The sequence below is a fragment of the Halococcus sp. PRR34 genome (assembly GCF_028617175.1).
Taxonomy (GTDB): Archaea; Halobacteriota; Halobacteria; order Halobacteriales; family Halococcaceae; genus Halococcus; species Halococcus salifodinae.
On sequence record NZ_JAQJDA010000007.1, the window covers coordinates 52,259 to 74,202 of the forward strand.

The following is a 21,944-nucleotide window of genomic DNA, read 5'->3' on the forward strand; positions in this document are numbered from 1 at the left end:
TCTCATTCGTGTCGAGGTTTCCCGTAGCCGAATCGACCACCGTTGTGAGGTTCGCCGAGATGGCGACTGATTCTACTGTCCACGACGGTGGGAGGGAGACGTGTTCGATCGACGACTCCCCTCAGAACGCTACCGACGCGTTTAACCCCACCCGCGAGCGTTTCGTACGTATGGCAACTCTCTACGACGTTCCGGCGGATGCGCTCATCGAGGCGCTCGTCGAACGCCTCCCCGAGAGCATCGAACGCCCCGACTGGGCGACCTACGCGAAGACCGGCGCGGGTCGCGAGCTCCCGCCCGAACAGGAAGACTTCTGGCGAACCCGCGCTGCCAGCCTCCTCCGACGGGTCGCTATCGACGGCGAGATCGGCGTCGACCGGCTCACGACCGCCTACGGCGGCACAAAGGACGGCTCGAACCGCTACGGTGTCGCTCCGGCGAAAAAGACCGAGGGCAGCGGGAAGATCATTCGAACTGTGCTCCAGCAGCTCGAAACCGAAGACCTCGTCGAGACCGCCGAGGGCGAGGGCCGCCGCGTCACCGCCGACGGTCAGAGCCTCCTCGACGACACGGCGGGCGACGTGCTCTCCGACCTCGACCGGCCTGAACTCGAACGCTACGCCTGAGAACGGTCGCGGCCAGTAGCCCGGATCGTGTCACCGGCTCTGTTCCTCCGATATCCGATCCGTAGCCGCAGCTCGGTGCAGTGATCCCGCGAGAGAATCGTTCTGTGACACCTCGATAGAAGCGGTGCTACGGGAAGACGAGCACCGTCGCGCCCTCGGCGTCGAGAACCGCGACTTCTTCGCCCGCGACGCGCTGCTCGCGCTCGACCGCGACCGCGTCGCCGTCGAGCGTGACCGTCTCACCCTCAACGTCGAGTTCGATCGTGCCGTTCTCGTTCTTCTGTCGCTCGACAGCGGTGGGATCGGTGGCTTCGAGCGCGCCCACGACCGCGCCAGCCCGATCGCGGAACTCGGGGCCGATCGTGCTGTGGTCGGGATCGACACCCACCGCGACCATCTCCACGTCGGGTTCGCCCGTCTCGACCGTCACTGGGGCGTTCACCGTCGCGCTCAGGTCGCCAGTATCGAGTTCGGCGATTCCGTCGGCGTAGACCTCGATCCGAGCGAGGTCGGCGTTGAGCGCCATGCCTTCGTCGGATTTCCACGCCCGGACCGCGCTCGCGACTGCGGCGATCCGTTCGCCGCGCGCCTCCGCGGCGTCGTCGGCGATATCGAGCGCGGGCCACGTAGCGGCGTGGACGCTGCCCGACGTATCGGGCAGGTGATGGTACGCCTCTTCGGCGAGGAACGGCGAGAACGGGGCGAGCATCCGGAGCGACGCCGAGAGTGTCGTCGAAAGCGCGTGGCGTGCGGCGTCGCGTTCGGTGTCGTTGCCCTCGTAGAGTCGCCCCTTGATGAGTTCGACGTAGTCGTCGGCGAGGTCGTGCCAGACGAACTCCCGGACCTTCCGGAGCGCCCGGTCAAACCGGTACTCGTTCATGTCGGCCGCGACGTCGTCAGCGACCCGCGCGCACCGCGAGAGGATCCAGCGGTCGGCGTCGGTGGCAGCCTCGTCGAACGCTCCTTCGTCGGCCACCGATCCGTGGCTCTCGGTATCGAGATGCTGGCTCGCGAAGCGCGTGATGTTCCAGAGCTTCGTGAGGAAACGCGACGCGCTCGTGACTTCTTTGGGCTGGAACTGGATGTCGCTTCCCGGCTGGCCGCCGAGGGCGAGTGCCTGGCGGAACGCGTCGGCCGAATGATCCTCGACGACATCGATCGGTGCGACCGAGTTGTCCTTCGATTTGCTCATCTTGTTGCCGTCAGTACCCAAGACCATTCCGTTGATGAGCGCCTCGTCCCACGGTCGCTGGTCTTCGAGCGCCGCCGTCCGGAGGAGCGTGTAAAACGCCCACGTTCGGATGATGTCGTGGCCCTGCTCGCGGAGCTGCACGGGGCTGAAGTCGGCGTCGGGCCAGCCCGCGACGTGGAGCGCCGAGATCGACGAGTCCATCCACGTGTCCATCACGTCGGTCTCGCCAGTCCACGCGTCCGCACCGCACTCCGGGCAGTCGGCGTCGGGATCGTCCTCGGTGGGTTTGGCGGGGAGATCGTCCAGCTCGGCGACATGCCAGTGACCGCAGTCGTCGCACGACCACGCCGGGATCGGGGTGGCGAACACGCGCTGGCGGGAGATCACCCAGTCCCACTCCATCCCCTCGGTCCACTCTTCGAGGCGATCGTACATGTGCTCGGGAATCCAGTCGACCTCCCGAGCGTTGTCGAGGATCTCCTCGCGATCGACCCGGACGAACCACTGCTCTTTCGAGAGGATCTCGATCGGCGTGTCACACCGCCAGCACGCCCCGACCGACTGCTCGATGGGTTCCTCGTCGCGGAGATACCCCTCGCGCTGGAGCGCGGTGCTGATCTCCTCGTTCGCGTCGTCGATCGCGAGCCCGCCGAACTCCGGCACGCTTTCGGCGAGTCGGCCGTCCTCGGTCACCACGGGCCGGAGGTCGAGATCGTACTCCGCCCACCAGTCGACGTCCTGTTTGTCGCCGAAGGTGCAGATCATCACCGCGCCGGTGCCGAAGTCGCCGTCGACTTCCTCGCTCGCGACGAGTTCGACTTCCTGACCGAACAGCGGCACCTCGAAGGTGTCGCCGATCCGGTCGGCGTAGCGCTCGTCGTCGGGATCGACCGCCATCCCGACGCAGGCTGCGAGCAGTTCGGGACGGGTGGTGGCGATCTCGATCGCGTCGTTGTCGATCCCCGAAAAGCGGACCGTCGAGAGCGTGCCCTCGGTGTCGACGTTCTCGACTTCGGCGTCGGCGATCGCGGTCTCACACCGTGGACACCAGTTCACGGGATGCTCGTCGCGGTGAACGTACCCTTTCTCCGCCATCTCGACGAACGAGCGCTGGGTTTTCCCCCAGTAGTCGGAGTCCATCGTGCGGTACTCCTGAGACCAGTCCTGAGAGAAGCCGAGCCACTGCATCGTCTCCTTCATCCCGTCGATCTTCCGTTCGGTGTGCTCGACGCACAGCTCCCGGAACTCCTCGCGCGGCACGTCCGTCCGCCGGATGTCGTGGTTCTCCTCGACTTTGACCTCCGTCGGGAGGCCGTGACAGTCCCAACCCTGCGGGAAGGAGACGTTTTTCCCCTGCATTCGGTGGTAGCGCGCGGCGAAGTCCATGTAGCTCCAGCCGAGCGCGTGCCCGATGTGGAGGTCGCCCGTCGGATAGGGCGGCGGCGTGTCGATCACGTACTCGGTTGCGCTATCATCGTGGTCGTCGTCGTGATACAGGTCGGATGCGTGCCACTCCTCGCGCCACTTGGCTTCGAGCGCGTCGGGATCGTAGGTTTCAGCTAGCTCTGTCATGAATCGTCCTTTCTGGATACCCGCGACTGGGCGAACAATTGTGCCGAGAACGTGCAAGTCGGTGGTTCAGCGACGTACTACCGACGACATCACGCTCATGGCTCCACCCACGCGAGTCCGTCTGATAAACGTTCGTGTTGGGCGATACCGCCTCGATGGGCTTGACCGAGTCCTCGACGACTGCCGGCGTTCGTATCGAGAGGATGATGGGAGTTAGTGATTAGTACGACAAGTTCTACCATTGTCCCTGAATCTCCTGTTTCGCGTGCTGGTCGGTGCGTTCGTCTGCGTCGCGCCCACAGCGCTGTTTCTCGGCCTCTGGCACGGCCTCCAGCGAATGCAGGACGGCGAGTTCGTCGAGCGGGACGGGCGATCTCGATTCGCGCGATCGGCGCGCGCTGGAGCGGGCGGTCGCCGACGGGACGTCGTCGGCGGGGCCGCCCGGGAACGACGAGCGTCGATCCAGCGGCGACCGAAACCCGCCCTGACCCGGGCGAACCACAACCCCTACCTGCGCGCCCGCGGAGGGGCGGGTATGCAACTGGGCGTCGTCGGACTCGGGCGGATGGGGCGGATCGTGACCGAGCGCGTGCTCGACGCGGGCCACGACGTGGTCGCCTTCGACGTGGACGAAGAGGCCGTCGCGACCGCCGCGGCGGTGGGAGCCGAACCGGCCGACTCCATTGGAGACCTCGCTGACCGGCTCGGAAACGAAAAACGGATCTGGCTGATGGTGCCCGCGGGCGACGCTATCGACGCTGCGCTCGACGACCTCGAAGCTCACCTCGACGGCGACGACGTGGTGATCGACGGCGGTAACTCACACTTCGAGGAATCGGTGCGACGAGCCGACGCGACGCCGGCGGCGTATCTCGACTGTGGGACTTCTGGGGGCCCTGCCGGCGCGGAGCTCGGGTTTTCGCTGATGATCGGCGGTCCCGAGTGGGCCTACGAGGAACTCACCCCGGTCTTCGATGCCGTGGCGACGGGTCCCGACGGTCACGCGAGGATGGGGCCCGCAGGTTCGGGCCACTACGTCAAGATGGTTCACAACGGCGTGGAGTACGCGCTGATGGAGGCCTACGGCGAGGGGTTCGAACTCCTCCACGACGGGCGGTACGACCTCGATCTCGAAGCCGTCGCTCGCACCTGGAACAACGGCGCAGTCATCCGGTCGTGGCTGCTCGAACTCGCAGAGGAGGCGTTCCACGAGGAGGGCGGCGATCTGGGTGACGTCGCCGACCACGTTGCGGGCGGCTCGACGGGAACGTGGACCGTCGAGGAGGCGCTCGCCCAGGAGATCCCGGTGCCGCTGATCTACACCGCGCTCGCCGAGCGGTTCGGCTCGCGGGCCGACGAGGGTCGGTTCGCGCGGCGACTCGCCAACCGGCTCCGATACGGGTTCGGTCGTCACGAGATTGCCAGGCGGTAGGCGGTGGCAGTTGCGGTACAGTGGCAGTGCGGCGTGGTGGCGGTGCCTGGTGGATGAAGGGCGAGCGAACGAAGTGAGCGAGGGCTTCGGCGGTGCTGTGCGGCTGCGGAGATGTTAGTGATCGAACCACGAGCGAACGAGCGGTGCGAGTGAGCGTGGTTCGAGACGCCTTCGGCGTCTCGTCATCCCGAAAATCGGAGATTTTCGGGCGACAGCAAAAGGTGGGTGGGGAGACCGATAGCTAGTTAAACCACGATTCCATAGCGCGTTCATGGTCGAGGTCGTCGGTCTCTCCATTGGGCTCTTGGCTGTGCTCGTCATGGTAGCGCTGCATTTCTCGCCAGGAACCGAACGGGTCATCCCGAACGACATCTCCCAGGACGTCCTCGAACACCGCGCCGAGAGCGTCCCTGAAACCGATTTCCCCGAGCCGATGAACCGCTCGATCGGCGGCGGAGCGGTTCCGGGGAGCGCGGTCGGCGGTGGCGGCGAGGCCGAGGGCGAGCTCGCGGAGGGCGAAGCTGAAGAGGAAGAGCCCAGCCCGGCCGAGATCCCCGACGACGAGGCCGAGAGCTTCGATATCGAGTACGTGAAGGAGGGCGAGACGATCGAAGTCAAGGAGAACGAAACCCTCCTCGACGCCGGCGAGGACGAGGGCTGGGACCTGCCCTACGCCTGTCGACAGGGCCAGTGCGTCTCGTGTGGCGGCCAGGTCACCGATGGCCCCTCCGAGGACTACCTGACCCATGACGGCCAAGAGATGCTCAGCGAGGACGAGCTCGGCGACGGCTACACGCTGACCTGTGTGGCTTATCCGACTGCCGACCTCACGCTCGAAACCAGCGAGACGCCCTGACGCGGCGCGGACGATTTTCACAACGACTAAATCGGCATCGGCGTTACTGGTGATCGTGGGCGCGTAGCTCAGTGGATAGAGTTCTTGGTTCCGGACCAAGACGTCGCGGGTTCAAATCCCGTCGCGCCCGTGAGCGACGAACGGATGTGAGGAGCGAACTGGCACGCAGGATTTGAATCACGCAAACCGAGCGAAGCGAGGTTTGTACCGGGTTCAAATCCCGTCGCGACCGTTCGGTTTTCGAACGAACTTGCCTATCGAGACGTCAGACACTTGCCAACCCTTCTCGATCGTCGATCGTCACCAACCCCAGTTTTGCCGGTGTGACGTCCGTCTGCGTCGGGAGCTGAACGATCACGGAACACTGCGTGAGGATACACAGTCAACGGTGATGCGTAACTATTGCCACCTCATCGAGATCCCCTGAATCTGGTTTCGGGCCACCTGATGCGGCGTCGTTCACTTCGTCTCCTTCGATTCACTGGTCTATTACACCAGCGTCTCTCGATTTATTGTGGCCGATCCGCTGGTGGCCAGCACGGCCTGTCTTGCAAATCGGTAGAAATAGTTCGTCTTACCGGAGATATATTCTGGAAATTGTGGACTTAGTTTGGTCAGATTTATACTGCTTCGCCGCGGAGTGTCACCGTAGACAGCTCGACTCATGTCAGACGAACATTCGAAACACGGGATGGGCGAACCGGACGACGAGCTCTCGGAGGTCGCTCGACGATGAGTAGATCGAACCAGGATTGGTGGCCGGATCAGTTGGACTTGGAGATCCTCGACCGGAACGCTCACCCGGGCGATCCGATGGACGAGGAGTTCGACTACGCCGAGGAGTTCGAGAAACTCGATCTCGACGAGGTGAAGGCGGACATCGAGGACGTGCTGACGACGTCCCAGGAGTGGTGGCCGGCCGACTACGGCCACTACGGTCCGCTGATGATCCGGATGGCGTGGCACAGCGCCGGCACGTACCGCGTCGCCGACGGCCGCGGTGGCGCGAACCGCGCCGGACAGCGGCTCGCACCACTCAACAGCTGGCCCGACAACGCGAACCTCGACAAGGCCCGACGCCTGCTCTGGCCGGTCAAGCAGAAATACGGCAAGAGCCTCTCGTGGGCCGATATGATCGTCTTGACGGGGAACGTCGCCTTGGAGTCGATGGGGTTCGAGACGTTCGGCTTCGGCGGCGGACGCGAGGACGCGTACATGCCCGACGAGGCGGTCGACTGGGGGCCCGAAGACGACATGGAGGTCACCTCCTCCGAACGTTTCGACGAGGAGGGCGACCTCGAGAACCCACTCGGAAACACCGTCATGGGGCTCATCTACGTGAACCCCGAGGGGCCGTACGGTGAGCCCGACGTCGAGGGATCGGCACACAACATCCGCGAGACGTTCGACCACATGGCGATGAACGACGAGGAGACGGTCGCGCTCATCGCCGGCGGACACACGTTCGGGAAGGTCCACGGTGCCGACGATCCCGAGCATCTCGGCCCCGAACCCGAGGCAGCCCCCATGGAGTCACAGGGCCTGGGCTGGGAGAGCGACTACGAATCCGGCAAAGGGGCCGACACGATCACCGGTGGCATCGAGGGTCCCTGGAACGGCACGCCGACCATGTGGGACATGGGGTATATCGACAACCTGCTCGACTACGAGTGGGAGGCGCACAAGGGTCCCGGCGGTGCATGGCAGTGGCGACCGGTCGACGAGGAGCTACAGGACACCGTACCGGACGCCCACGATTCCTCGGCAACGGTCGATCCCATGATGCTGACGACGGACGTCGCCCTGAAGCGTGATTCGGACTATCGGGAGGTCCTCGAACGCTTCCAGGAGGACCCCCGCAAGTTCCAGCAGGCGTTCGCGAAAGCGTGGTACAAACTGATTCACCGCGACATGGGCCCGCCGACCCGGCTCCTCGGTCCCGAAGTGCCCGACGAGGAGATGCTGTGGCAGGATCCGCTCCCCGATGTCGACCATAGTCTGATCGGGGCGGAAGAGATCGCCGCACTCGAAGAGGAGATCCTCGATTCGGAGCTGTCCGTCACCGGACTGGTCAGAACCGCCTGGGCGTCGGCGTCGACGTACCGCGACAGCGACAAGCGCGGTGGCGCGAACGGCGCTCGGCTCCGTCTCCGACCGCAGCGGGACTGGGAGGTCAACCAGTCGGGGGAGCTGACGACCGTGCTGGACACGCTCGACGAGATCCGCGAGGAGTTCAACGACTCGCGCTCGGACGGGACGAAAGTCTCGCTCGCCGACCTGATCGTGCTGGGTGGCAACGCGGCTGTCGAGGAGGCGGCGGCCGAGGCCGGCCACGACGTGAACATCCCGTTCGAACCGGGCCGGACGGACGCCTCTCAGGAGCAGACCGACGTCGAGTCCTTCGAGGCACTCAAGCCGGCGGCGGACGGGTTCCGGAACTACCGCTCGGACGAGGCCGACCAGCCGGCCGAGGAGATGCTGGTCGACCGGTCGGAGCTCCTGAATCTGACCGCGCCCGAGATGACGGTGCTCGTCGGCGGGATGCGGGCGCTGGACGCGAACTACGACGGCTCCGATCTCGGCGTCTTCACCGACCGACCGGCGACGCTGACCAACGACTTCTTCGTGAACCTGCTCGGCATGGACACGGAGTGGGAACCGGTCTCGGAGGACGAGCACGTGTTCGAGGGGTACGACCGCGACACGGGCGAACTCGTCCGGAAGGCTACCCGTGTGGATCTCGTCTTCGGGTCGAACTCCCGACTCCGAGCCATCGCCGAGGTGTACGGAGCCGATGACGCAGAGGAGGAGTTCGTGGACGACTTCGTGGACGCGTGGCACAAAGTGATGACCAACGACTGCTTCGACCTCGAGTAATCCGCGCTGCGAGTCCGGTCGGTGGCCATGCCGACGTCTCGATGACGTGTCGCCACGGTTACCACGCCGTTTTCTGCCACTGCTTCGTGACGAAGTGCTGGACGGAGTGGACGTGCCTCTGCCAGGGACGACACCGATATTCTGACACGAACGATCATCGGCTGATGACAGTGTCGGACTTCCCGAACACTGCTTCGATTGTCTCGTGCTTTCGGTGAACCTACTGGCGAAAAACAGATGGCGAGGTTCGTCGGTTCTCAGAAACGGTCCCGGTACTTCGCAGTCAGTCGAGAAACGCCGGGGCGGTCAGCTTCTCGTCGCGCTCGGTTTCCAGCGCCGCTCGGAACTCGTCGAGAGCGACCCCGTCGCGCTCGCGTTCCTCGCGGTCGCGCACCGAGACGGTTCCCGCTTCTTCCTCGGTATCGCCGACGATCAGCATGTACGGCACTCGGTCGTCGTGGCCAGCGCGGATCTTCCGTCCCACCGTCCACGAGCGGGTCTCGATTTCGGTCCGGAACCCGTCGAGCTCCGCGGCGACCGATTCGGCGTACTCGAGGTTGTCGTCGCTCACCGGCAGGACGCGGACCTGTTCGGGCGCGAGCCAGAGCGGGAAGTTGCCCTTGTAGTGCTCGATCAGGACGCCCATGAACCGCTCGAAGCTCCCCAGCAGCGCGCGGTGGATCGTCACCGGACGGTGTTCCTCGTTGTCTTCGCCGACATAGACCAGATCGAGGCGTTCGGGGATGTTGAAGTCCACCTGTACCGTGCCGATCGTCCACTCACGGCCGAGCGCGTCTCGGGCGTCGAGCCCGATCTTCGGTCCGTAGAAAGCCGCCTCGCCGTCCTCGACCTCGTATTCGAGACCCTCGGTTTCGAGTGCATCGACTAGCGCGTCGGTGGCCTGCTCCCAGATATCGTCGCTCCCGATGGCGTTGTCGCCCTGGGTTTCGAGTTTGTAGAGCACTTCGAGATCGAACTGGCTGTAGATCTCTTCGATCACCTTGAGGGTCTGGGTGATCTCGTCTTCGAGCTGATCGGGACGGACGAACGCGTGGCCGTCGTCCTGGGTCATTCCCCTGACTCGGAGCATTCCCGAGAGCTCGCCCGACTGTTCGTTGCGATAGACGGTGCCGAACTCGGAGTACCGCATCGGGAGGTCGCGGTACGACCACCGCTCACGATCGTAGAGATGAGCGTGGTTCGCACAGTTCATCGGCTTCAGCCCGTACTCGAAGCCGTCCTGTTCCCATGCGAACATCTCACCTTCGGCGGTGAAGTTGTCGTAGTGGCCCGTCGGTTTCCAGATCTCGGTCTTGTTGAGCTCTGGCGTCCAGACCTCCTCGTACCCGAGTTTGTCGTTCATTTCGCGGATGTACTCCTCCAGCTCGCGGCGGATCGTCATCCCGTTGGGATGGTAGTGGACGCTGCCCGGCGAGTGATCGGGGACGCTGAAGAGATCCATCTCCTGACCGATCTTGCGGTGGTCGCGTTCCTTGGCCTCCTCCCGCCGATCGAGGAACCCCTCCAAGTCGTCCTCGTTTGGAAACGCCGTTCCGTACACTCGCGTGAGCGATTCGTTCTCTTCCTCGCCACGCCAGTACGCCGCGGAGGTTTCGAGCAGCGCGAACCCGCCGATCTCACCCGTGGAGGCGACGTGTGGGCCCTGGCAGAGATCGAAGAAGTCGCCCTGTTCGTAGAAGCTCACGGGGTCTGCGCCCGCCGCTTCCTCGTCGAGGATGTCACGTTTGAATCGGTTGTCCTCGTAGATCTCGAAGGCCTCCTCCCTGGGGCGTTCGACCCGCTCGATCGGGAGGTCCGCGTCGATGATGGTCTGGGCCTCCTCGGCGATCGCGTCGAGGTCCTCGCTGTCGAGGTCGACGTTCGCGATATCGTAGTAGAACCCCTCGTCGGTCCACGGGCCGATGGTGAGCTTCGCCTCGGGATGGAGCCGGGAGAGCGCCTGGGCGAAGACGTGGGCCGCGGAGTGCCGGAGCACGTCGAGATACTCCTCGGAGTCCTCGGTCACGATCTCTAACCGGCTGTCCTCGGTGATCGGTTCGGCCGCGGCGACGAGCTCGCCGTCCACGACCCCCGCGATCGTGTCGCTCCCGAGTCCCGGGCCGATCTCGTAGGCTACGTCCTCGACCGTCGAACCGGGCTCCATCGGGAGCTCGGAACCGTCCGGCAGCGTCACGACGACATCGCTCATGGGTTGGGTAGGTGCCACGCCCGGGATAAGCCTGTTGAGACGACCGAACCCCGACGCCGCCGCTGGCCTGAAACCGATCACTCAGACTGCCGTGCCCGAAAGCCGGAGCAGTTGGGCGGCGCGGTCCGCCGTGGCGAGCAGCACCTCCTGGAGGGTGGGCGGCGTATCGATCCGGAGATCCGCGAGCACCGCCTCCGACAGCCACAGCGTGTCCTCGGGCACGCCATCGTCCCCGCCGACCGCGAGGTGACTGGTCTCCACCTTCATCACGAGCGGGAGATCGGTCCGTTCGATCCCCTCACCCTTCGCGTACAGCGCTTCGTTGAGCCGCTCGTGGGTCGTCCGCTGGATGAGCGGTCGTGATCCGTCGTGGGGATGTGGTTCGATGGAGAGCCGGCCGAGGTAGTAGCCGCGCGAGAACCGTTCAAACATGATGCTCGTTTACATATACCACACCAGCGGTAATAAGCGTTCCCCGGTGCTGTCTTCACAATCGCTCACGACCGATCGATCGTTGCAGAATCCGTCGTCGTTGGACGGTTGTTTCTGCCGAGAGTGAAACCCACTATCCGATCGTTGTCGGGGTGGTTCGAATCCATCGATGGCCACGATTTATCCCTGCTGTCGATGAATCGGGTGCTATGTCGTTGCGACTCCCGAGCGAGATCGTCGTCGAGCGCTTCCTCCCGACTGCTCGGGCGATGCTGGCGGACGAACTCGACGAACGCGGCCTCACCCAACAGGAGATCGCTGATCGGTTGGGCGTAACGCAAGCCGCGGTCAGCAAAACCCTCGGCCAGAACGGCGTCGTCGAGGAGCGCTTCCGCGAGGACGACCGCATGCAGGCGACGATGACGCGGATCGCCGAGGGGTTCGCCGCCGACACGATGGACAGTTATGAAGCGCTGGCCGAGCTTCTCGAACTGATCCGCGAGTTCGAGGACCGTGGTCCCATCTGTGCCGTCCACGAGGAAGAGATGCCCGCACTCTCCGGTCTCGGCTGTGATCTGTGTGTCCGGGGCACCGACACCGGTGTCCTCGCCGAGCGGGACGCGCTCACGGCCGTTCGGACCGCCGTCCGTCGAGTGACGAACACGTCCGCCGTCGCTGCACATATCCCAAACGTCGGAACGAACATCGCCACGGCGGTTCCGGAGGCGACCGACGAAACCGAAGTCGCAGCCGTTCCCGGTCGGCTGCACGCAGTAGGGGATCGGGTCCTCGTTCCAGCACGTCCGGAGTTCGGTGCCTCCCAGCACGTCGCCCGAACCGTGATCGCCGCGATGGCCATCGAGCCATCGATTCGGGGGGCACTCAACCTCGCTACCTCTGACGCACTCCTCACGGCGGCCCGTGACCGTGGTATCGATCCACTCCGATTCGAAGCGGGCTACGAGAACCGCGCCGAGCACCTCCGAAATCGGTTTCACGAGCGCGGAACGGTCCCACAGGTCATCTATCACGAGGGCGCGTTCGGTATCGAACCCGTGACCTACCTTCTCGGGACGACCGCAGTCGAGGCCGCCGCGCTCGCCGCCGACCTCGCCGCTGCCGCGGATGCCCCCAACGACTCCGACGCTGCGCCATAATCCCCCGAAATCAGTCGCACAAGCCCATCACTACCCCGAAACTCTCGTCGACGAGAGCGGTCGGTTCGTCACTGGGAGCCCCAGTCGGAGATACCGAGCACCGCATCACACTCCGGACAGGTCCAGACTTTCGGGGTGCTCGCCGCGCTCGCCTGTTCGAGTCGCTCGGCCCAGACCGTGATGTCGGCCTCGCAGCTGGGACACACTGCCATGACCCACGATACCACGTGGCGATACTTGTAATTTCGGACACCCGACGGTTTCACCGTTATTTCGCGAGTGCGTCGGTTGGTCCCGCCGGTTGCTGCGGTGAATGCATGGTATTGGCCACCACGAACGGCCGTCGCGCTTTTATTCCAGTCCGTGCAACGAGCGTGTAGTGAACGCGAACGACGCCGCGGTGCTCCTCGTCTCGCTGCTGCTCTGTGGAACCATGGGTTTGAGCGCCGGTTCCCAGGCCGGAGCCACGACGGCAACCCAACCGACTCCGCAGACGGAACTCGGCGGGGAGGTGTCGGTGTTCATGCAACAACGCACCGCCGCGGCCAACGGCGCGGTCGATTCGGGGATGTGGCTCGCCGCGTTCGAACGTACCGAGAACCAGTCCAACAAGCAGGATCTCGTCGAGCAGCGGGCCGCAACGCTCCGGGGTCGCCTCAATCAGACCGACGAGCGATTGCGCACGTTCACGCCCACGGAAACCAACCGATCGGTACGTCACCGTGCGAGGTGGGAACGGCTCGTGGCCGATGTCACAGCGCTCCGGGCGGCGATCAACGACGCCAAGACCGTCGCGGCGAGCGCGGGCGTGAACGCCTCGGGACTGGACCAGCTCGCACGCCGCGCTGCGAACCTCTCCGTACCGGACGCTGGAGCGAACAACCGATCGCAGATCGACAGCCCCGATCCCGACCGTCCGGGCGGTGCGGACAGGACCGTCGCCTCGAAGTACGACTGACGGGTCTCGCAAATCCCCACGACGTAGCACGCACGTCGTGAGCGTGGCCGCCGGCGGTCCGTGGCGAACGCCCGTGTGGAGTCATCCTTTTGTCCGTGCGGCACTAACCACAGGTGAATGGACTCAGCGGCGCTGCTCGATCTCCTCGGCAACGAGAACCGCCGGCGCATCCTCCGGCTGCTCGCCCGGCGACCGTGTTACGTCACCGAGATCAGCGAGTCGCTCGGCGTGAGTCCGAAGGCGGTGATCGGCCACCTCCGGAAGCTGGAGGACGCGGGCCTCGTCGAGAGCCGGGCCGACGATGGCCGTCGGAAGTATTTCCGTATCTCGCGGAACCTCCGGCTCGAAGTCAACGTCTCGCCGTACGGGTTCGGCGCGAAAAGCGCCTATCCGGCGAGTTCGAGCCTCGATCTCACGACCTGTCGGTACGTCTCGATCGACGTTTCGGCGAGTGATACCAGCGAACTGTCCGCGCTCGCGGACGATCTCCAGCGACTCGACCAGCTGGAGGACGAGCTCTCGCTGGCCCAGCGGTGGGTCCAGGGCCGACTCACGTCGCTGCGCGACGCGCTCACCGACCGGATCGAGGAAGGTCTCGCAGCCGACGGCATGGGGAAGTTCGCGGATCACGGCGATGCGCGCTTCTGCGCCGAGGTCCTCGCCGCGATCGAATCGGGGGCCGATACGTCCGACGAGATCGCCGAACACCTCGGTGTGCCGCTCCCGGTGGTCGAGGACGCGCTCGATCTCCTCTCGACTCACGACTTCGTTCGCCGGGACGACGACAGCTGGACGATCGGGACGTAAGAAATCACACTTCTCCGCGAACGAGAGTAGCAGAAATCCTCGAAAACAGTCGATAGCAAGCGACTCGATCGACCGATCTCGTGGTTGTTCACGAGGTACGTACAAACTCTTTTGACCAAGTGGTGGATTCGTTCCCGTCTGTCGTGAACGGGGTCAACCGTGGCTGCCGTGGAGCCGTCGACGTTTCGGGACTCGCGACCTGTGGCTCTCTCCTATATCTCGCGAGTCAGTCCGTCGCGGAGGTCGCGGCCGAAGTAGTGGCCCACGAGGCCAGCGAGCAGCCCGATGCCGGCGTTCACCACGAGCAGTGGGAGCCCGGCACCGACCGCCACCAGCGTGAGGTTGCCGAACAACGACCACCCGCCGGCGACGGCCGCGCTCGCGATGCCGGCCTCGAGGTACTGACTCCGATCGCCAGCGGCCCCGAGAACGAAGGTCGCGACGAACACCCCCACGAACCCGAGCACGCCGCCGACGAGCGGGACGAACCCGCCGAGTGCCATGCCGACCGCCGTGAGCGCGAGCGCGACGACGAACGTCCGGAGCGAGAACAGCTGTCCGGCACGGTCGCGGAGTCTCGATCCGCCCTGATCGGTTCCGCGCGACGCGCGTTCTCGATTGTCGACGCGATCGGCCGTGCCGGTGCTGGAGCCGGTCGTCGCGTCACCGTCGTCGACCGTGATGTCGTCGACGTCGGCGAGGAGGTCGTCGACGTCGCGGGTTTTCGTGCGTTCGCCACCGCTGTCGGCCATGCCGGCACTTCGTTACCCACGGGCATGGGCTTTTCCCCAGAGCGGCGAAATCGTCCGGCCGTCACCCCGACCCAACCGCTAAGCCGATCGGGGCCGTGTATCGTCCGTGCCGCCGGATCTCGACACACCCGCCGAAATCGCCGGCCTCGATCTTCTCAATCGGCTCTACCGCGCGCCGCTGCTCGAATGCGCGGGCGATGGACCGGACGCGATCGATCGGCTTGTCGACGAACTCGAACCCGCGGCGGCCGCGGGCGCTGGGCTGATCTTCCAGGGCGCGATGCCGGTTCGACGCGAGGGCGGCCGGGTCGCGCCCAACATGACCCACCTCGCCACCGCCGACCGCGCCGACGACCTCCGACGGCTCACCGACGCGATCCACGACCACGGCGCGCGGATCGTGGCCCAGCTCGACCATGGAGGAGTTCGATCGCTCGAAACCTGGCACCGACCGTATCGCGCAGCCAACCCCGATCTCCGGCAGCTCGCGGTTTCGAAGCCACCACGACTCCTCCGGCTCGCGGCGCGGGCTGGCTTTCTCGACTACGACTTCGATGTGCTCTCGACCGCGGACGTCTACGATCTCGCCGCCGACTTCGGACGCGCAGCCGGCCATGCGGTCGCGGCGGGCTACGACGGCATCCATCTCGCGGGTGCGAACATGGGGATCATCCAGCAGTTCTGTTCGCCGTACTACAACCGTCGATCGGACGAGTTCGGCGGATCGTTCGGGGCTCGACTGCGCTTTCTCGAACTCGTCCACGAGGAGATCCGCGAGCGGGTCGGCGACCTCCCCGTGCTGACGAAGATCCCGGTCGAGACGGCTGCGCCGCCGTTCGTCCGCCCTCGGCTCTCTGCGGCTGATGGGGTTCGGCTCGCCGAGCACGCCGAGCGGATCGGCTTCGACGCCGTGGTGCCGGTCCGAGGGTCGACGTTCTGGGACCTGAGTCTCGTTCGCGGCCAGCATCCCGAGCAGGCGTGGGGCGACGACCGGTTTCAAGACGACTACGCGGCGGTGTTCGGCGGCCGAGCACGGGCGCGGCTCGTGGCGGCCGTGAATCGTCTCCAAGCGCACTACTACGACTTCGAGCCGGCGTGGAACGCCGATCTCTGTCGCCAGGTGCGCGAAACGACCTCGCTGCCGGTGCTCTGTGAGGGTGGGATCCGCGGGCGTGCAGAGATGGATGCGCTCGTGGGATCGGCCTGCGATCTGGTCGGCGTCGGCCGGCCGTTTTACGCCGAGCCCCGGCTGCCGGCCCGGCTGCTCGATGTCGAGACGAACGGGACGACGCCGACCGAGGACCCCCACGCAGTCTGCGAGAACTGCAACAACTGCGCCGTGCCACAGGCGACCGGCGCACGTGGTGTCTGCCGGACGCCCAGCGTGCTCGAAGCGGCCGTCGAACTCCGGCGGGCCGGTGCGTACGAGCGGTCTCCGAGCGACGAACGTGACGGGTGAGCTCTTCCCGAAGGCGACCGATCGGAGAACGAATGGGTTGAAGTCCGACGGCCCGGTAGAACGGGTATGAATCCGGGAGATCGCATCCGCCTCACGCGCGACGGGCGGACTCACGAGGGCGTGTTGCTGCCGTCGACGACCGACGACCACGCCGTGCTCAAACTCGACGGCGGGTACAACGTCGGTGTCGAGCGCGCGGACGCGACCGTCGAAGTCGTCGAGTCGGACGTCTACGATGTCGGCAGTGAGGAAGACGACGATTCCTCGGCCGTCGAGTTCGACGACGATCTGCCGACCGTGGCGCTCATCTCCACGGGCGGAACGATCGCCTCGACGGTCGACTACCGGACTGGCGCGGTGACCGCACAGTTCGACGCGGAGGACGTCCTTCGGGCGGTGCCGGATCTCGCAGGAAGGGCGAACTACCGGGGCCGCGTCGTGGCGAACATCCTCTCGGAGAACATGACGCCCGACGTGTGGCAGGATCTCGCTCACGCCGTCCACGAGGAGATCGAAGCTGGAGCGGACGGCGTGGTCGTGATGCACGGCACCGACACGATGCAGTTCTCCGCGAGCGCGCTCGCCTTCATGCTCGATACACCCGTCCCGGTGGTCTTTACGGGTAGCCAGCGCTCGGCCGATCGACCCTCCTCGGACAACGTGATGAACGCGGTCTGTGCGGTCGAGGCTGCGAAGAGCGACTGTGCCGAGGTGCTGGTCTGCATGCACGCGAGCGAGTCCGACGACCGGTGTGCGCTCCACCGTGGAACCAGGGTCCGAAAGAACCACACCTCCCGCCGGGATGCGTTCGAAACCGTCGGAGCCGAGCCACTCGGAACGGTGGCGTACGGTGGCGATGACGGCTCCACCGACACCATCGACGTCCGATTCCGACGTAAACACGCCGAGCGCGGTGCAGCCGAACTTGACGTCGCGCCCGCTCTCGAAACCGACGTCGAGCTGGTGAAGTTCACGCCCGGGACCAGTGAGGCGATGCTCGACGCGGCCGCGGGGAGCGCGGGACTCGTGATCGAAGGCACGGGACTCGGGCATGTCCACACCGACTGGATCCCCCGGATCGCGGAACTCGTCGCGGACGGGACCAGCGTGGTGATGACGAGCCAGTGTCTCGGCGGCCGGGTCTGTGATCGTGTGTACGACACCGGGCGGGACCTCCTTGATGCGGGCGTGATCGAGGGCGAGGACCTCCTTCCGGGCACCGCGAAGGTCAAACTGATGTGGGCGCTGGCGAACAGCGAGAGCAGCGAGGACGTCGCCGCCACGATGGGAACCTCGCTCGTTGGCGAGCTCACCGAGCGCTCGGTACCGCCGGAAAACCGTCCCGTCCCGGAGGCGCGGTGACGTGAGCGTGACCGATATCACGATCCGGCAGGCCAGACCCGACGATTATGAAGACGTCGCGGCGTTCACTCGCGAGACGTGGGCCGACCGCGACAGCGGCGACTACATCCCCGAGATCTACCACGAGTGGATCGCGGGCGACGGCGACAGCCAACGAACCTTCCTCGTCGATTCGGGGGACGACGTCGCAGGCATCTGTCAGGGCGTGCTCCTCTCCGAACACGAGGCGTGGGCCCAGGGGATGCGGGTCAACCCCGAGTACCGCGGTGAAGGACTGAGCACGCAGCTCAACGACGCGCTCTTCAGGTGGGCGCGCGAGCGCGGTGCGACCGTCGTTCGGAACATGGTCTTCTCGTGGAACGCCGCCGGTCTCGGCGGGTCGCGCGCCGTCGGCTTCGCGCCGCTGTGTGAGTTCCGGTGGGCGCATCCCGACCCCGATCCCGACGCCACCCTGCCGAAAGCCTACACGCTCGCCGACGATCCGGACGCGGCGTGGAGTTTCTGGCGGCGCTCGGACGCCTACACCGCACTTTCCGGACTCGCACTCGACGCCGACGAGTCGTGGGCGATGTCCGAACTCACTCGCGAGGGGCTCCACCGTGCGGCCGAGGAGACGCGGGTGTTCGCTGTTCGCCGCGAGGACGACGGTACGCGGGCGATGGCCCATCGGGTGCGCGATTACGAACGCGAGACCGACGGCAGAACCGAACGCTGGGCCGAGTACGGCGTCGGTGCATGGTCCGATCTCGGGGCCGCACGCGCGCTCTTTCGTGCGATCAGTGCGGATGCGGCGGCGATCGGTGCCGACCGCGTGCGCGTACTCGTCCCCGAAACCCCGAGACACGTCTCCGACGTGGCGGCTGCCCACGTTGCCCTCGGTGAAAATCCAGACTTCGTGCTCGAAGCCCCGCTCGTCTGAGATCGCGCCAGACTCTCGTCCCGTTTTCGCTGCGCTCTCACGCACCGACCAGCCGCGGCCGGCTGCTACTGATCGCCAGCGTGTCGCTGTCCGATTCCTCTCGTGGCATCTCCTCAATCTAGCAAACAAAACAATCTATACTTTCGATATCCGCCAGCCACCTCACTCATTTCTCAAACCTGCATGTCCATACCGGTACAACTTTCATCCATTGACTGCCTGAATCCGATTACAGTGCTCTATTGAAAATGGACGGCAGCGACGGGATTTCTCCGTAATGAGTTTGAGGAAACGAGGTCGAGAAGTCGATTATGGGAGTCGCGCTTCTCGACCTCGTTGAGACAGCACTGCGTGTAGCCAAACAAGCGTTGGGGAAGCGAGCGGGCAAGCCCGCCCGAGTCGGGCTTGCCCGCGAGGCTCACATCGTCGCACACTGTATTCGCAAGGAAGAGGCCACAGCTACGCCGAACTCGTCGATCGGTTGAGCCTCATGCCGGAGATATATGATCGGCTCGGCCTTCATCCAGATGCATTGCCTGACCCTACCGCGTTCTACCACTCACTCGATCGGTACGCGATGTACATCTGTCGGGCGTTGCTGCGCGTCTCAGCGCAGCAACACCCGCAGTCTGGACACGTCGCATTGGACAGCACATTCTTCGAACGGAAGCAAGCCTCTCAGTACTACCTCCAACGATGTGGGCGAAGCGTGAAGACGATCAAAGCAACGACGTTGACCGATACAAAGTCGCTTGCGGTGCCGGACGTCCATTGCTGTATCGAGCACGAACACGACACGAAGGCTGGCCCGCGGGTCGTCCGCCGGAACGCGGACGACCTGCGGTCCGTGGCTGCTGACAACGGCTTCCAGGACTGGCACACCGAATGCGAAATCGCCGCACTGGACGTTGAATACCTCGTTCAGCACCAAGGATCGAAATCGATGGCTACAGCGAATAACGCTCTCATCCGAGCGAAGGGCTACACCCAGCGGTGGATGTCCGAAACCTCCTACTCGACGGTCAAGCGAACGCAGGGCGGAGTCCTGCGTTCGCGGTTCTGGTATCGCCAGTTCCGTGAGATCGTTCTCCTGTTCGCGCTCAACAACATCAAGAAGCTCGCCAAGACGCTATGATCGTACTCTCGTACCGCATTTTCAATAGAGCAGATTACAGCTGTTCTGATGCCAAAAAACGACTCAAAACCGGTCTATTTACGACAATCTCTGAACTATCTCTCACCAACGCTTTCAATACGATCTCACTCCGACAGCGACGTGACTCTCAAGAAAGTACAGTTATTAATCTTCAAAACCACGGAAAACGAACCGCTACTCTCGGCCGACAGTGTGGTTTCGACTGGGTCGCCGGGGTAATCGTGCGAACTGATCTTGTCGCTCGTCTCGATCACAGCCGAAGCACGTCGTGACGTTCCAGTTCGACATCTGTTCCGACCGCCGACACGGATCGGGTGGGCCAGTCGCCGGTCATCGTGAGCGGCTCGAACCCGTTTTCGGTCACGAGCATCGTGTCCTCGCTTTTCGCGCCCTGAACCGTCGGGTTCCACGCGTAGCCCATCGGGAGCTCGACCGGTGCATCGTGGGTCGGCGTGGCGATCCACTCGCGGCCGGCGTAGCCCGCCGCGCCGCCTTGGTGATGCGCGCGCCACTCGTCCGGGTAGCCGAGGGCTGCGTACGCGTCCTGAATCTGCTCGAAGACGTCTGCTGCGGTGCCGCCCTCGCGGCCGACAGCCCGTGTTGCCGCGAGCGCGCTCGTCTCGATGCGGGCCGCGGTCGCGTGTCGGTCGTCCAGCCACGACGGCGGGTCGAACGCCACGGTTCGGGTGCAGCTCGCGTGGAGGCCGGCCCGCCGTGCGGTCACCGACACGAGGACGTACGATCCCAGCTGTGCGTCGGTCGGGGTGTAGTGGCGGTACTGCTGAGCGCGCTCCCCGCTCCCGACCAACGCTACGGGGGCGGCGATTCCCCGATCCGCGAGCGCCCCGGCGAGCCGTCCCGCGACCCCCCGCTCGGTGTCCGTCGGATCGAGCTCCCGACAGACGTCTTCGACGGCCGCGGCGGTGTCACGACCAAGTTCGCGATAGGCCGCGATGTCGGTCTCGACGAGCGGCTGCCGGAGTCCGCTGGCGTCGACGGACTCGAAGCCTGGAACGTCGAAATCCGCCGTTGCGGGCGTGGGCGAGCGCTCGGCGATCGCTGCCGCGAGGTCCGCCGCGTACCAGTCGGCCGTCTCGATGGCGACTCCATCGGGGAGTTCTTCCTCGCGCAGTCGCGGGGCCTCGATGTTGTCCGTGACGACCGTCAGCCCATCGCCGTCGTAGCCGACGGCCGCGACGCCGACCGTGGTTTCCTCGTCGACGACGCTGTTCCCGCCAAGGAGCCATGCGAACGTGTTCGGCCGCCCGAACCACACTGCCGCGAGCTCGCGTTCGTCGAGAAGCCCATCGAGCCGTGCGAGTTTCGTTTCCATGTGGCCGATGGGCACGGCCAGGAGCCTATACCTTTGGTTCGGTAGATCGTTGCTGAGCCCCGATTCCCAGATGAGTCGGAGGTCGTCTGATGGAGGAGAGCGAGGGGTTTTTCGAGTTTGTGTAACGGCACTACCGATGTCACAATCCGTGCTGGCCGTGTGTCACGAGTCTTCGTCGATCGGTTCGCACTCACAGCCTCCCTCGTCGATCAGTTCCTGGACGGTTGCGTGGGTCCCACAGTCGGCACACGTCACCGTGATATCGACGTAGACATCGGGATCACCGAGCGCGATCGCACCGGTCGAGCCGAGCTGATCGAGTGTGTTTTCGGTGACGGCGACCGTTCGGTTGCGGAGCGCGGCGATCCGCTGGGCACCGCTGTCGATCCGGTCGCTGTCGGACCGCTCGGTCGAGGCGCGCTCGACGCCGAGACACTCCTTGAGATGCCGATTGACCGTCTGGTAGGACACGAAATCCCCCCCGATCGCGTCGACATCGACTCCGCCGCGGTCGAGCCGGCTGTGAGCCTGCGTCCGGACTCCCTGGCTCACCTCGTCGTCGGTGAGCAGTCGGTAGGTGTTCTCGACCTCTCCGTCGAGCGGGTTCAGCCCTTCGCGCTCCATCGCTGTCCGGAGGATCGCCTGGTTCACGTGGTCGGCCAGCCCTCGGAGACTGTAGCGTTCGTCCTCCCGGGTCCAGTACTCCTGGAGGTTTTCGGCCACCCTGTCGAGCTCGTACTCGTCGATCACGCGATCGAGTTTACACGACGGGTCCCGATCGCCCTCGACCGACTTCGCATCCGATTGTGCCATCGTGCGAACGTCTCGGAGGCGAACTTGCATGA

The 21,944-nt window shown here is 65.0% G+C and carries 17 protein-coding genes, 1 tRNA gene and 1 pseudogene; 12 read left to right on the plus strand and 7 right to left on the minus strand.

Annotation, left to right across the window (positions count from 1 at the left end; genetic code table 11):
• The first annotated feature begins 170 nt into the window (after positions 1-170).
• Complete coding sequence (locus PHA81_RS10515) at positions 171-626, plus strand: 30S ribosomal protein S19e (RefSeq protein ID WP_005039019.1); 456 nt, start codon at positions 171-173, stop codon at positions 624-626.
• 127 nt (positions 627-753) lie between these two features.
• Here the strand turns inward: PHA81_RS10515 and PHA81_RS10520 are convergent, their stop codons facing one another.
• On the minus strand, positions 754-3,390 hold the full coding sequence (locus tag PHA81_RS10520; RefSeq protein WP_273836731.1) for a valine--tRNA ligase: 2,637 nt from the start codon (positions 3,388-3,390) through the stop codon (positions 754-756).
• Positions 3,391-3,925: 535 nt separating this feature from the next.
• Here PHA81_RS10520 and gnd point away from each other — a divergent pair.
• The 4 genes from gnd (at position 3,926) to katG (ending at position 8,555) form a co-directional block, all read left to right on the plus strand.
• Positions 3,926-4,822 (plus strand): phosphogluconate dehydrogenase (NAD(+)-dependent, decarboxylating), encoded by an 897-nt coding sequence (gene gnd, locus PHA81_RS10525; RefSeq protein ID WP_273836827.1) that lies wholly within the window; start codon positions 3,926-3,928, stop codon positions 4,820-4,822.
• Positions 4,823-5,093: 271 nt separating this feature from the next.
• Positions 5,094-5,678 carry a 2Fe-2S iron-sulfur cluster-binding protein gene (locus PHA81_RS10530; RefSeq protein WP_273836732.1) on the plus strand — a complete coding sequence of 195 codons (585 nt, stop codon included), beginning with the start codon at positions 5,094-5,096 and terminating at the stop codon, positions 5,676-5,678.
• Between the two features lie 57 nt (positions 5,679-5,735).
• Positions 5,736-5,808 (plus strand) — tRNA-Arg (locus PHA81_RS10535).
• Positions 5,809-6,410: 602 nt separating this feature from the next.
• Positions 6,411-8,555 (plus strand): catalase/peroxidase HPI, encoded by a 2,145-nt coding sequence (katG, locus tag PHA81_RS10540; RefSeq protein WP_273836733.1) that lies wholly within the window; start codon positions 6,411-6,413, stop codon positions 8,553-8,555.
• 283 nt (positions 8,556-8,838) lie between these two features.
• On the opposite strand, the gene thrS is transcribed toward katG, so the two are convergent.
• Positions 8,839-10,764: a threonine--tRNA ligase gene (gene thrS / locus PHA81_RS10545; RefSeq protein ID WP_273836734.1), complete on the minus strand. Its 1,926-nt coding sequence runs from the start codon at positions 10,762-10,764 to the stop codon at positions 8,839-8,841.
• 81 nt (positions 10,765-10,845) lie between these two features.
• Positions 10,846-11,196, minus strand: a complete 351-nt coding sequence (locus PHA81_RS10550) for a DUF5802 family protein (protein WP_273836735.1) — start codon at positions 11,194-11,196, stop codon at positions 10,846-10,848.
• A gap of 209 nt (positions 11,197-11,405) precedes the next feature.
• On the opposite strand from PHA81_RS10550, the gene PHA81_RS10555 reads away from it, so the two are divergent.
• Entirely contained in the window at positions 11,406-12,353 is a 948-nt protein-coding gene (locus tag PHA81_RS10555) for a thiamine-phosphate synthase family protein (RefSeq protein WP_273836736.1), read from the plus strand.
• Positions 12,354-12,421: 68 nt separating this feature from the next.
• Here the strand turns inward: PHA81_RS10555 and PHA81_RS10560 are convergent, their stop codons facing one another.
• Positions 12,422-12,565 carry a hypothetical protein gene (locus PHA81_RS10560; RefSeq protein ID WP_241430231.1) on the minus strand — a complete coding sequence of 48 codons (144 nt, stop codon included), beginning with the start codon at positions 12,563-12,565 and terminating at the stop codon, positions 12,422-12,424.
• 167 nt (positions 12,566-12,732) lie between these two features.
• Between PHA81_RS10560 and PHA81_RS10565 the strand changes: the two genes are divergently transcribed.
• Both PHA81_RS10565 and PHA81_RS10570 read left to right on the plus strand, forming a co-directional pair.
• Positions 12,733-13,311, plus strand: a complete 579-nt coding sequence (locus PHA81_RS10565) for a hypothetical protein (protein WP_005038999.1) — start codon at positions 12,733-12,735, stop codon at positions 13,309-13,311.
• A gap of 117 nt (positions 13,312-13,428) precedes the next feature.
• A complete protein-coding gene (locus PHA81_RS10570) occupies positions 13,429-14,118 on the plus strand; it encodes a metalloregulator ArsR/SmtB family transcription factor (protein ID WP_273836738.1) in 690 nt (229 codons plus the stop codon).
• Between the two features lie 212 nt (positions 14,119-14,330).
• On the opposite strand, the gene PHA81_RS10575 is transcribed toward PHA81_RS10570, so the two are convergent.
• Positions 14,331-14,870: a hypothetical protein gene (locus tag PHA81_RS10575; protein WP_273836739.1), complete on the minus strand. Its 540-nt coding sequence runs from the start codon at positions 14,868-14,870 to the stop codon at positions 14,331-14,333.
• Between the two features lie 106 nt (positions 14,871-14,976).
• Here PHA81_RS10575 and PHA81_RS10580 point away from each other — a divergent pair, with 106 nt between their 5' ends.
• The 4 genes and pseudogenes from PHA81_RS10580 to PHA81_RS10595 all read left to right on the plus strand — a co-directional run bounded on the left by PHA81_RS10580 (position 14,977) and on the right by PHA81_RS10595 (position 19,745).
• Entirely contained in the window at positions 14,977-16,329 is a 1,353-nt protein-coding gene (locus tag PHA81_RS10580) for an NADH:flavin oxidoreductase (protein WP_273836740.1), read from the plus strand.
• 66 nt (positions 16,330-16,395) lie between these two features.
• Positions 16,396-17,691, plus strand: a complete 1,296-nt coding sequence (gene gatD / locus PHA81_RS10585) for a Glu-tRNA(Gln) amidotransferase subunit GatD (protein ID WP_273836741.1) — start codon at positions 16,396-16,398, stop codon at positions 17,689-17,691.
• A gap of 1 nt (position 17,692) precedes the next feature.
• Positions 17,693-18,610: a GNAT family N-acetyltransferase gene (locus PHA81_RS10590; RefSeq protein WP_273836742.1), complete on the plus strand. Its 918-nt coding sequence runs from the start codon at positions 17,693-17,695 to the stop codon at positions 18,608-18,610.
• A 311-nt stretch (positions 18,611-18,921) separates the two neighbouring features.
• A pseudogene (locus PHA81_RS10595) lies at positions 18,922-19,745 on the plus strand (transposase).
• A gap of 271 nt (positions 19,746-20,016) precedes the next feature.
• Here PHA81_RS10595 and PHA81_RS10600 read toward each other — a convergent pair.
• Both PHA81_RS10600 and rdfA read right to left on the minus strand, forming a co-directional pair.
• On the minus strand, positions 20,017-21,099 hold the full coding sequence (locus tag PHA81_RS10600; RefSeq protein ID WP_273836743.1) for a M24 family metallopeptidase: 1,083 nt from the start codon (positions 21,097-21,099) through the stop codon (positions 20,017-20,019).
• A gap of 162 nt (positions 21,100-21,261) precedes the next feature.
• A complete protein-coding gene (gene rdfA, locus PHA81_RS10605; protein ID WP_273836744.1) occupies positions 21,262-21,912 on the minus strand; it encodes a rod-determining factor RdfA in 651 nt (216 codons plus the stop codon).
• Positions 21,913-21,944: the final 32 nt, after the last annotated feature.

Excerpts from the sequence above, each read along its gene's own strand:
- PHA81_RS10515 (WP_005039019.1), top strand. The coding sequence starts at position 171 with ATGGCAACTCTCTACGACGTTCCGGCGGATGCGCTCATCGAGGCGCTC.
- PHA81_RS10520 (WP_273836731.1), bottom strand. The coding sequence starts at position 3,390 with ATGACAGAGCTAGCTGAAACCTACGATCCCGACGCGCTCGAAGCCAAG.
- gnd (WP_273836827.1), top strand. The coding sequence starts at position 3,926 with ATGCAACTGGGCGTCGTCGGACTCGGGCGGATGGGGCGGATCGTGACC.
- PHA81_RS10530 (WP_273836732.1), top strand. The coding sequence starts at position 5,094 with ATGGTCGAGGTCGTCGGTCTCTCCATTGGGCTCTTGGCTGTGCTCGTC.
- katG (WP_273836733.1), top strand. The coding sequence starts at position 6,411 with ATGAGTAGATCGAACCAGGATTGGTGGCCGGATCAGTTGGACTTGGAG.
- thrS (WP_273836734.1), bottom strand. The coding sequence starts at position 10,764 with ATGAGCGATGTCGTCGTGACGCTGCCGGACGGTTCCGAGCTCCCGATG.
- PHA81_RS10550 (WP_273836735.1), bottom strand. The coding sequence starts at position 11,196 with ATGTTTGAACGGTTCTCGCGCGGCTACTACCTCGGCCGGCTCTCCATC.
- PHA81_RS10555 (WP_273836736.1), top strand. The coding sequence starts at position 11,406 with ATGTCGTTGCGACTCCCGAGCGAGATCGTCGTCGAGCGCTTCCTCCCG.
- PHA81_RS10560 (WP_241430231.1), bottom strand. The coding sequence starts at position 12,565 with ATGGCAGTGTGTCCCAGCTGCGAGGCCGACATCACGGTCTGGGCCGAG.
- PHA81_RS10570 (WP_273836738.1), top strand. The coding sequence starts at position 13,429 with ATGGACTCAGCGGCGCTGCTCGATCTCCTCGGCAACGAGAACCGCCGG.
- PHA81_RS10575 (WP_273836739.1), bottom strand. The coding sequence starts at position 14,870 with ATGGCCGACAGCGGTGGCGAACGCACGAAAACCCGCGACGTCGACGAC.
- gatD (WP_273836741.1), top strand. The coding sequence starts at position 16,396 with ATGAATCCGGGAGATCGCATCCGCCTCACGCGCGACGGGCGGACTCAC.
- PHA81_RS10600 (WP_273836743.1), bottom strand. The coding sequence starts at position 21,099 with ATGGAAACGAAACTCGCACGGCTCGATGGGCTTCTCGACGAACGCGAG.
- rdfA (WP_273836744.1), bottom strand. The coding sequence starts at position 21,912 with ATGGCACAATCGGATGCGAAGTCGGTCGAGGGCGATCGGGACCCGTCG.